General features: G+C 71.9%; 7 protein-coding genes. 6 read left to right on the top strand and 1 reads right to left on the bottom strand.

Annotation, left to right across the window (positions count from 1 at the left end; translation table 11 throughout):
• The first annotated feature begins 75 nt into the window (after nucleotides 1–75).
• The 6 genes from PSESU_RS11105 (at nucleotide 76) to PSESU_RS11080 (ending at nucleotide 8298) form a co-directional block, all read left to right on the top strand.
• Nucleotides 76–1368 (top strand): DUF418 domain-containing protein, encoded by a 1293-nt coding sequence (locus PSESU_RS11105; RefSeq protein WP_013535874.1) that lies wholly within the window; start codon nucleotides 76–78, stop codon nucleotides 1366–1368.
• A 97-nt stretch (nucleotides 1369–1465) separates the two neighbouring features.
• Entirely contained in the window at nucleotides 1466–3757 is a 2292-nt protein-coding gene (locus PSESU_RS11100; protein ID WP_013535873.1) for a patatin-like phospholipase family protein, read from the top strand.
• Between the two features lie 60 nt (nucleotides 3758–3817).
• On the top strand, nucleotides 3818–5071 hold the full coding sequence (locus tag PSESU_RS11095) for an NAD(P)/FAD-dependent oxidoreductase (RefSeq protein WP_013535872.1): 1254 nt from the start codon (nucleotides 3818–3820) through the stop codon (nucleotides 5069–5071).
• 17 nt (nucleotides 5072–5088) lie between these two features.
• Nucleotides 5089–6474 carry a glutathione-disulfide reductase gene (gene gorA, locus PSESU_RS11090; protein WP_013535871.1) on the top strand — a complete coding sequence of 462 codons (1386 nt, stop codon included), beginning with the start codon at nucleotides 5089–5091 and terminating at the stop codon, nucleotides 6472–6474.
• 37 nt (nucleotides 6475–6511) lie between these two features.
• Nucleotides 6512–7291, top strand: coding sequence for an N-formylglutamate deformylase (hutG, locus tag PSESU_RS11085; protein ID WP_013535870.1), 780 nt, complete (start codon nucleotides 6512–6514; stop codon nucleotides 7289–7291).
• On the top strand, nucleotides 7288–8298 hold the full coding sequence (locus PSESU_RS11080; RefSeq protein WP_013535869.1) for a DMT family transporter: 1011 nt from the start codon (nucleotides 7288–7290) through the stop codon (nucleotides 8296–8298). Before hutG ends, PSESU_RS11080 begins: the two co-directional genes overlap by 4 nt.
• A gap of 101 nt (nucleotides 8299–8399) precedes the next feature.
• Here PSESU_RS11080 and fusA read toward each other — a convergent pair whose 3' ends face one another.
• A complete protein-coding gene (fusA, locus tag PSESU_RS11075) occupies nucleotides 8400–10472 on the bottom strand; it encodes an elongation factor G (protein WP_013535868.1) in 2073 nt (690 codons plus the stop codon).
• Nucleotides 10473–10555: the final 83 nt, after the last annotated feature.

Raw genomic sequence — 10555 nt, 5'->3', positions numbered from 1 at the left:
CAACAAGGCTTGACGCCCGGCCGCGGCCGGGGTCCGCCCGCCCAGCAAGGCACGCGGGGGCCCGGATCGGCGATCATGGCGCCCCCGATCCATGGAACGGAGCTGGAAGTGACCGCAGCGAACCTCGCCCCGATCGCGCCGAACGAGCGCATCACCCTGCTCGACGCCATCCGCGCCTTCGCCCTGCTGGGCATCCTGCTGATGAACATGGAGGCCTTCAACGGCCCCCTGTTCCTCTCCGCGTCCGGCCTGGACCCGGCCCTCACCGGGGTCGACCGGCTCGTGGACGGCCTCATCTACTTCTTCGTCCAGGGCAAGTTCTTCACCCTGTTCTCGCTGCTGTTCGGCATGGGCTTCGCGGTGATCGTCCAGCGCGCCGAGGCCGCCGGGCGGCCGTTCGCCCTGCTGTACCTGCGCCGCAGCGTTGCCCTGCTGGTGATCGGCCTGGCCCACGCCCTGCTGGTGTGGAGCGGCGACGTGCTGGTCACTTACGCGCTGCTGTCCTTCCTGCTGCTGGCGTTCCAGCCGGTGCCCGCGCGCTGGCTGGCCTGGCTGGGCGGGGCCGCCTACCTGGCCGCGCCGGCGATGATGTTCGGCATCGCCCTGATCGCCGGGCTGATGAGCCTGAGCCCGGAGAGCGCCGCCAGCTGGGACCAGGCCATCGCCAAGGGTACCGGGGACGTGCGCGCGATCGTCGACGATGCCAGCCGGATCTATGCCGCCGGCAGCTACGCCGAGGCGGTGCAGCTGCGCGTGCGCGAGTTCGGGATCATGGTCAACAACATCTTCCTCTTCGGACCGATGGTGCTGGGCATGTTCCTGCTGGGCGCGGCCATGGTCCGCAGCGGCGCGATCCTGCAGCCGGCAAGCCGTCCGCGCCTGTTCGGCTTCCTGCGCTGGGGCGCGCTGCCGCTGGGCCTGCTGGCGATGGGGGGCAGCTTCGCCATGGAGTCCCATACCCCGATCGACCGGCTCGATTTCCGGTCCGGCAGCGCCCAGGCCCTGGGCATGCTCGGCAGCGGCCTGATGTGCCTGGGCTACCTGGGCTGGCTGGTGGCGTTCTTCAAGGGCCCGGGCGCGCGGCTGGGCGCCTGGCTGGCGCCCGCCGGACGCATGGCCCTGACCAACTACCTGATGCAGTCGGTGGTCTGCACCCTGGTGTTCTACGGCTATGGCCTGGGCTGGTACGGCCAGCTGCCGCGCGCCTGGCACGTGCCTTTCGCGTTGGTGCTGTTCGTGCTGCAGGTACTGCTGGCCCACGTCTGGCTGGCGCGCTTCCGCTTCGGCCCGATGGAATGGCTGTGGCGCTCGGCCACCTACCTGCGCCCGCAGCCGATGCGCCTGCGCGCGCAGCCCGTGGCCGGCTGATCCAGGACGGCCACGGCCCTGCGTCGGGGCCGGCGCCGCTGCTTCCTCGCGCACGCGCCTGCCGCTAACCTCGCGCCACTCATCAAGGAGCGGGTCCATGGACAACGTCGCAGCCCCACGGCGACGCAAGGGCAGGATCGTCCACTACGGCAAGGCCGCATCGCGCTCGCTGCTGGCCGCGTGTCTGGCGCTGGTTGCGCCGTCATTGGCCGCAGCTCCCCCGAAGCCGCTTGAACCCCACGCCCCCGGCACCTCCTGCCCGCAGCGCGACGGCGATACCAGCCGCCCGCGCGTGGGCCTGGCCCTGGGAGGCGGTGGCGCGCGCGGCGTGGCCCACGTCAGCGTGCTGCGCAAGCTGGAGGAACTGGGCGTGCCGGTGGACTGCATCGCCGGCACCAGCATGGGTTCGCTGGCCGGCGGCCTGTACGCGGCCGGCCTGTCGCTGGACGAGCTGGAACAGCTGGTGCTGGAGACCGAGTGGAAGCAGCTGTTCGACGACTCCATCCCGCGCCGCGAGCGCAGCTACCGGCGCAAGCAGGACGACCGCGAAGGCCTGGCCACGGTCGGCCTGGGCCTGGGCCCGCGCGGCTGGCGGGTGGCGCCGGGCGTGCTGCAGGGCGAGCGCATCCTCTCCCTGTTCCAGCGCAGGACCCTGCACGTGGCCGCGGTCGACGACTTCGACCGCCTGCCGATCCCGTTCCGCGCCATCGCCACCGACCTCAACACCGGCCAGGCGGTGGAGCTGGGCCGCGGCAACCTGGCCCAGGCCATGCGCGCCTCGATGTCGCTGCCGGGCATCTTCCAGCCGATGCGGATCGACGGCCGGGTGCTGATCGACGGCGGCATCGCCGAGCAGGTGCCGGTGGACACCGTGCGCCGCATGGGCGCGGACATCGTGATCGCGGTGGACGTCGGCACCCCGCTGATGGAGCTGGACAGCGACGCCAGCGTGCTGGAGGTGGTCTCGCAGCTGACCGGCATGCTCACCGTCGGCAACACCCGCGACTCGACCTCGCGCCTGGGCGAGCGCGACGTGCTGGTGGTGCCGGAGCTGGGCGAGGACGTCTCCACCGGCGATTTCGCCAAGGCCGCCGACGCCCTGCGCATCGGCCGCGAGGCCGCCGAGGCCGCGGCCCCGCAGCTGGCTGCGCTGCCGCGCTGGCGTTCGACGCCACCCAGGGCGCCGCAGGCCGAGGCCCCGGCCCGGGTCGACTACGTGCGCCTGGAGAACGAGAGCCGCTACGACGACCAGGTGCTGGCCGCGATCATCGACATCCCGCCGGGCGAGCCGCTGGATGCCGACCGGCTGGAGGAGGCGACCCTGCGCGCCTACAACGAGGGCACCTTCGCCAGCGTCACCTACCAGGTCGAGCGCACCGCGGATGGCCTCACCGGCGTGGTCGTCAACGCCCGCGAGAAACCGCAGGGGCCCAACTACCTGCAGGCCGGGTTCCGCACCATCACCGACTTCAGCGGCAGCAACGACAGCAGCCTGCGCATGGCCCTGCTGCGCTCGCCGGCCACGCCCTACGGCGCCGAGGCCCGCGTGCTGCTGGGCATCGGCAGCGAGCCGGAGCTGCAGGGCGAGTACTACCACCCGTTCGACCCGCAGGCGCGCTGGTACATGCAGGCCCGCCTCGGCGCGCGGCGCTCGACCGTGCCGGTGTTCGACGACCGCGGCAACCGCATCGCCAGCTACGAGGCGCAGGTGGCCAGCGGCATGTTCGGTATCGGCCAGACCTTCGGCCGTTACGCCTCGGCCGAGGTCGGCCTGGAGCGCAGCGCCGGCAAGGCCGGCGTGGAGGTGGGCGATCCGACCCTGCCGGACGTGGATATCGACGCCGGCGCCTGGTACGCGCAGGTGGCGGTGGACCGGCTGGACAGCCTGTACCTGCCGCGCGAGGGCTACTGGGCGCGCCTGGCCTACCGCCGCAGCGCCGACTGGCTGGGCGGCGACGCCCGGTTCAAGGAAGCCGGGCTGGACCTGCTCGGGGCGATGCCGTTCGGCCGCCACGCCGTGCAGGGCGGCATCGCCTATCACGTCACGCTCTCTGGCGAACTGCCGCTGCACCTGCGCCATCGCATGGGCGGGCGCGGTCGCCTGGCCGGCTTCCATTACAACGAGCTGGCCGGCCAGCACTACGGCGTGCTGATGGCCGGCTACAGCTACCAGCTGGCCTCGCTGTTCCGGCGCTCGGCGGTGGTCGGCACCACGATCGAGTACGGCAACGCCTGGGAGGCGCGCGGCGACATGCGCCTGTCCGACGGCATCTGGAACGGCAGCGTGTACCTGGGCTTCGACTCGTGGATGGGGCCGATGCTGTTCGGCTACGGCCGCCGCGAAGGCGGCGAGGGCGTGCTGTTCCTGGAGATCGGCAAGCCGCTGTAGGCGCGGTTGCGGCGGCAACCACGTGCCGCGGCCGCGGGGCGGGCGGGTAGACTTGCACGGGTGAACAACCCGGACGACGTCCTCATCCTCGGCGGCGGCGCCATCGGCCTGGCCACCGCGCTGTCGCTGCTGGAGGCCGGTCGCGGGGTGCGCGTGCTGGAGGCCGGCCGCGTCGGCGGCGCCACCTCGCACGGCAACTGCGGCACCGTCACTCCCAGCCATGCGCCACCACTGGCCGCACCCGGCGTGCCCTGGCGCGCGCTGCGCTGGATGCTGACCCCCGACGCCCCGCTGTACCTCAAGCCGCGCCTGGACCCGGAGCTGTGGCGCTGGCTGCTGCGCTTCGCCCGCCGCTGCAACCACCAGGCCTGGATGGAGAGCGCGCGCGGCCGCGCCGCGATCCTGCGCGACTCGCGCGCGCGCCTGGACCAGTGGATCGGCCGCTACGGCCTGGACTGCCACTTCACCGCCGCCGGCCTGGACTACGTGTTCCGCGACCGCCGCAACTTCGAGGCCTACGTGGCCGAGTGCGGCCCGCTGGCGGAGATGGGCATCGCCACCGAGGTGATCGAAGGCCCCGACTACCTGCGCCAGGAGCCGGCGCTGCGCGAAGGCGTGGTCGGCGCGATCCACTTCCCCGACGACGCCCACCTGCGCCCGGACCGCTACACCGCCGGCCTGGCCCGCGCGATCCGCGACCGCGGCGGCCTGGTCGAGGAACAGGCGCCAGTGCGCGCGCTATTGCCCGATGCCGATGGCGCCACGGTCGAACTGGCCGATGGCAGTCGCCGTCGCGGCCGCGAGGTGGTGGTGGCGATGGCCGCGTGGACGCCGCAACTGCTGCGCCCGCTGGGCGTGCGCCTGCCGATCCAGCCGGGCAAGGGCTACTCGATCACCTACGGTCCGCAGCCCGGCGCGCCGCGCCGGCCGCTGGTGCTCAAGGACCGCCAGGTGTTCGTCACCGCCTGGGAGGACGGCTTCCGCCTCGGCAGCACCATGGAGTTCTCCGGCCAGGACACCACGCTCAACCCGGTGCGCCTGGGCGCGCTCGAGCGTGCGGCGCAGGAGTACCTGCGGCAGCCGCCGCCGGCGGGCGAGGCGCTGGAGAAGTGGTATGGCTGGCGGCCGATGACCTGGGACGACCTGCCCGCGCTGGGCCGCGCGCCGGGCCATCCTCACGTATGGATCGCGGCCGGGCACGGCATGCTTGGCATCAGCATGAGTGCCGCCAGCGGCCAGCTGCTGGCCGACCTGGTGACCGGCCGCACGCCGGCCATCGATCCCCATCCCTACCGCGTCGAGCGCTTCCAGTAACGCAAAGGAGCTTCCGCATGAGCCAGACCGCTTCCCGTCCGCAGGCCAAATTCGACCTGGTGGTGATCGGCGGAGGCTCGGGTGGGCTGGCCGGCGCGTTCGCCGCTGCCGCGCATGGCGCGCGCGTGGCCCTGGTCGAGCCGGGCGCGCTGGGCGGCACCTGCGTCAACGTCGGCTGCGTACCGAAGAAGGCGATGTGGCTGGCCGCCGAACTGTCCGAGCGCATGGCCCTGGCCGCCGACCTCGGCTTCGACCTGCCGCATGCGCCACCGGCGCTGGACTGGCCGGTGTTCATCGCCCATCGCCAGCGCTACATCGCCAACATCCACGCCAGCTACCGTCGCCGCCTGGACGAGGCCGGCATCGCCCTGATGCCTTGCCGCGGCAGCCTGCGCGACGCGCACACCGTCGATACCGACACCGGCCTGCGCCTGCACGCCGGGCGCGTCCTGCTCGCTACCGGCGCGCAACCGGTACGCCCCGATATCCCCGGCGCGGAGCTGGCGGGGGTATCCGACGATTTCTTCGAGCTGAACCAGCCACCCGGACGGGTCGCCCTGGTCGGCGGCGGCTATGTCGCGGTGGAACTGGCCGGCGTGCTGCAGGCGCTTGGCAGCCGCGTGGAAATATTCGCGCGCGGCCCGCGCCTGCTCACGGGCATGGATGCGGAAGTGGTGGCCGTGCTCCAGGCCAACATGCAGGCGCGCGGCGTGCGCCTGCACCTGGAGGCTCCGGTCAGCGCGCTGCACGCCGGCAGCGAAGGCGGCATCCGGGTGGTGCACAAGGGCCAGGAACAGGGCGTGGTCGCCGAGCCGTTCGACCAGGTGATGTTTGCCGCCGGGCGCAGCCCCAACACCGCCGGCATGGGCCTGGAAGAAGCCGGGGTGAAGCTGGGCAAGCGCGGCGAGGTGGTCGTCGACGAGTGGCAGGACACCTCGCTCGAAGGCGTGCACGCGGTGGGCGACGTCACCGGTCAGCTGGCGCTCACGCCGGTGGCGATCGCCGCTGCACGCCGGTTGATGGCGCGGCTGTTCGGCGGGCAGGCCGATGCGAAGCTGGATTACGACAACGTGCCCACCGTGGTGTTCTCGCATCCGCCGCTGGCCACCGTGGGCCTGACCGAGGAGCAGGCGCGCGAAAAGCATGGCGCGGCGGTGAAGGTGCACACCAGCAACTTCCGGCCCATGCTCACCGCCCTGGCCGATTCGCCGCAGCGCAGCCTGTTCAAGCTGGTCTGCGTGGGCGAGGAGGAGCGGGTGGTCGGCATCCACCTGCTGGGCGAAGCGGTGGACGAGATCCTGCAGGGCTTCGCGGTGGCCCTGAAGCTCGGCGTCACCCGTGCCCAGCTGCACGACACCGTGGCCATCCATCCGACTTCCGCCGAGGAACTGGTGCTGGCCTGAGGCCTGAGGCCTGACGCCACCGACTACAATCGCCCGCATGGACGACATCTTCCACCTGCACCAGGGCGATGCCCCGCTGCTGGTCAGCCTGCCGCACGACGGCACCCATGTGCCCGACGACATCGCCGCGCGCATGACCGACAGTGCCCGCCGCGTTCCAGATACCGACTGGCACGTCTCGCGCCTGTACGACTTCGCCCGCGGACTCGGGGCCTCGATCATCCGCCCGCGCTGCTCGCGCTACGTGGTCGACCTCAACCGCCCGCCGGACGACACCTCGCTGTACCCGGGCCAGAACACCACCGGCCTGTGCCCGGTGACCCAGTTCAGCGGCGAACCCGTGTACCTGCCCGGCGGCGAACCCGACGCGGCCGAGATCGCGCGCCGGGTGGAGACGTACTGGCGCCCGTACCACGACAACCTCGACGCCGAGCTGCAGCGCATCCGCGGCCAGCATGGCCGGGTGGTGCTGTGGGAAGGCCACTCGATCCGCGGCACCCTGCCGTACCTGTTCGAAGGCGCACTGCCGGACCTCAACCTCGGCACCGCCGCCGGCCGCAGCTGTTCGCCCGCCCTGCAGCAGCGCCTGGCCGAAGTGCTGGCCGCGCACCCGCAATACACCCACGTGGTCAACGGCCGCTTCAAGGGTGGCTACATCACCCGCCACTACGCCGCTCCGGAGACCGGCGTGCAGGCGGTGCAGCTGGAACTGGCCCAGCGCACCTACATGGACGAGGACAGCTTCGCCTACGACCCTGTGCGCGCCGAGGCGCTGCAACAGGTGCTGCGCGCGCTGCTGCAGGCGGTGCTGGCATGAGTGGACGCGGCCCGGCCCTGGCCGCTGCGGCCGGCGAGGGCGCGGAGGAACCGGCGCCAGCCCGGCCCGCGGCCGCCACCGCGGGCGGGGACGACGCACGCAAGGCCCGCGCGCGGCAGCGCTGGGGCCTGCTGTATGCCGCGCTGGGCGCCGTCCTGTTCTCGGGCAAGGCGATCATCGTCAAGCTCGGCTACCGCCATGGCGCCGACGCGGTCACCCTGCTGGCGCTGCGCATGCTGGTGGCGTTCCCGTTCTTCCTGCTGATGGGCGCATGGGCGACCCGGAGCGCACGGACCACGCTGCACCGCGGCCACTACCTGAGGATCCTGGTGCTGGGGTCGCTGGGCTATTACCTGGCCAGCTTCCTGGACTTCGCCGGACTGGCCTACATCACCGCCACCCTGGAGCGGCTGATCCTGTACCTCACCCCGACCCTGGTCCTGCTGATCGGCTGGCTGGCGTTCGGCCGCCGCCCGGGGCGGCTGCAGTGGATCGCGCTGGCGGTGAGCTACGCCGGCGTGGCCCTGGCCTTCGGCCACGACCTGGTGGCCGGCGGCGAGGGCATCGTGCTGGGTGGCGTGCTGGTGTTCGGTAGCGCGCTGACCTATGCGCTGTACCTGGCCGGCAGCGGCGAACTGGTGGGCAAGGTCGGCGCGGTGCGGCTGACCGCGCTGTGCAGCTCGGTGGCCTGCCTGCTGTGCATCGGCCAGTTCCTGCTGCTGCGGCCATTGTCGGCGCTGGACCTGCCGGCCGAGGTGTACTGGCTGTCGCTGGCCAACGGCACGCTGTGCACGGTGGCGCCGGTGCTGCTGGTGATGCTGGGGATCTCCCGGGTCGGCTCCGGCCATGCCTCGCAGATCGGCATGCTCGGCCCGGTCTCGACCATCGTGCTGAGCCTGCTGCTGCTGGACGAGCCGATGGGCGCCTGGCAGGTGGCCGGCACGGTGCTGGTGCTGGGAGGCGTGCTGCTGGTCTCCCGCGCTCCGGTGGCACGCCGCACGGCCTGATCTTCCCCACGCCGGCCTGCAAAGGCTTTGCGTAGCCCGGGCAAGCGAAGCGCATCCCGGTTCACCCCTTCCTTGTCCGGGCCACGCAAGCATGCGGGCCCTCAATCCTCCTCCGGCTTCGGCTTCCACCCCTCCACCAGCTTCTGCTGCACGTTGGGCGGCACCGGCTCGTAGTGGCTGAAGTCCAGCGCATAGCGGCCCTTGCCGGCGGTCAGCGACTTCAGCTCGGCGGCAAACCCCTCCAGCTCGGCCTGCGGCACCTGGGCGCGGACGATGCTCTCCGCGCGCAGGCCGTCGCCGCTGTCGGTGCCGACGATGCGCGCGCGGCGGGTGGCCAGCGCACCGGTCACGTCACCCAGCTGCGCCTCCGGCGCCCACACCTCCAGCGCGACCACCGGTTCCAGCACCAGCGGCCTGGCCTTGGCCACCGCATCAAGGAACGCCTTGCGCCCGGCGGTGACGAACGCGACCTCCTTGCTGTCCACCGGATGATGCCGGCCGTCATGCACGACCACGCGCACGTCCTGGATCGGGTGGCCGCTGATCGCGCCGCCCTGCAGCGCCTGGCGCACGCCTTTCTCCACCGCGGGGATGAACTGCCCGGGGATCACGCCGCCCTTGACCTGGTCCACGAACTCGAAGCCCGCGCCGCGCGGCAGCGGCTCCACCCGCAGGAACACCTCCGCGAACTGGCCGGCGCCACCGGTCTGCTTCTTGTGCCGGCAGTGGCCCTCGGCCGGCACCGAGATCGTCTCGCGGTAGGCGATGCGCGGCGGCCGCGTCGTCACCTCCAGGCCGAAGCGATCCTTGAGCCGCTCCAGCATCACCCGCAGGTGCAGCTCGGACAGGCCGCGGATCACCGTCTCGTTGACCTCGACGTTGTGCTCGGCCACGAACGCCGGATCCTCCTCGGCCAGCTTGCGCAGCGCCTGCGACAGCTTCTGCTCCTGGCCGCGGCTGGCCGCCTCCACCGCCAGGCCGAACATCGGCTTGGGAAACGACACCGGCGCCAGGTGCACGCCGTCCTCGTCGTGGCTGTCGTGCAGCACCGCGTCGAAGTGCACGTCCTCGATCTTGCCCACCGCGGCGATGTCACCGGGGATGGCCTGCTCGATCTCCACGTGCTCGCGCCCGCGCAGCGCGAACAGGTGGCCGACGCGGTACGGCTTCCTGCCATCGTCGACGAACAGCTGGGTGTCGCGCTTCACCGTGCCCTGGTACACCCGGAACACGCCCAGCTTGCCGACGAAAGGGTCGTTGACCACCTTGAACACGTCGGCGATCACATGGCGGTCGGCATCGGCACTGACCGGGATGGGCCGCTGGGCGCCGTTGCCGTCGCCGGCCAGCAGCAGCGGCGGATTGGCCTCGGTGGGATCGGGGAACAGCCGCGACACCAGCTGCAGCAGATCGGGCACGCCTACGCCGCTGCGCGCGGAGACGAAGCACACCGGCACCAGGTGGCCCTCGCGCAGTGCCTTCTCGAAGGCGTCGTGCAGTTCCTCGGCGCTCACCCCGGCCTCGCCGGCCTCCAGGTAGCGGTCCACCACCGCCTCGTCCATTTCCACCACCTGGTCGAGGATGCGCTGGTGCCACTCGGTCACCGGGCCCAGGTCGGAGTCGCCGGCATTGGCGTCGAAGCAGTCGACCACGCGCCGGCCCCAGTCCGCAGGCAGGTTCAGCGGCAGCACCTCCGGACCAAACGCGTCGCGCAGCTGTTGCAGCACCTTGCTGCAGTCGGCGTGCTCATGGTCGATCTTGTTGACCACGATCGCCCGGCACAGTCCGCGCTCGCGGGCCCGCTCCATCAGGCGCATGGTCCCGTGCTCGACGCCGGTATCGGCATCGACCACCACCAGCGCCGTCTCCACCGCCGCCAGCGCCGAGAGGGCAGGGCCGCGGAAGTCGGGATAGCCGGGCGTGTCGATGAAGTTCAGGTGGTAGGCACGGCCGTCGCCGTTGGCGTGGTCGACGCTGGCGATGGCGATGTCCAGAGAATGGCCGCGCGCCTTCTCCAGTGGATCGGAGTCGGACACGGTGGTCCCGCGTTCGACGCTGCCTGCCGTGGCCAGGACGCCGCCGGCATGCAGCAGGGCTTCGAACAGGGTTGTTTTGCCGGCGCCGGGGTGGCCTGCGAGGGCCACGTTGCGTATGTCGCGTGTGGTGTAGGGCACTGCCGGATCTCCCATCGGGGGTGGGGAGCCGTCATGGCTGTGCGGCACGTGCCGATCCATGGGGGACGGCCCGGGCGCGTGCC

It is taken from the genome of Pseudoxanthomonas suwonensis 11-1 (assembly GCF_000185965.1).
In the GTDB taxonomy this organism is placed as follows: domain Bacteria; phylum Pseudomonadota; class Gammaproteobacteria; order Xanthomonadales; family Xanthomonadaceae; genus Pseudoxanthomonas; species Pseudoxanthomonas suwonensis_A.
Note: the sequence above shows the minus strand (reverse complement) of the source record. Positions and strands in the feature narration are given on the sequence as shown.

Coding starts and splice junctions, on each gene's coding strand:
- gorA (WP_013535871.1), top strand. CDS start 5,089: ATGAGCCAGACCGCTTCCCGTCCGCAGGCCAAATTCGACCTGGTGGTG.
- PSESU_RS11080 (WP_013535869.1), top strand. CDS start 7,288: ATGAGTGGACGCGGCCCGGCCCTGGCCGCTGCGGCCGGCGAGGGCGCG.
- hutG (WP_013535870.1), top strand. CDS start 6,512: ATGGACGACATCTTCCACCTGCACCAGGGCGATGCCCCGCTGCTGGTC.
- PSESU_RS11100 (WP_013535873.1), top strand. CDS start 1,466: ATGGACAACGTCGCAGCCCCACGGCGACGCAAGGGCAGGATCGTCCAC.
- PSESU_RS11105 (WP_013535874.1), top strand. CDS start 76: ATGGCGCCCCCGATCCATGGAACGGAGCTGGAAGTGACCGCAGCGAAC.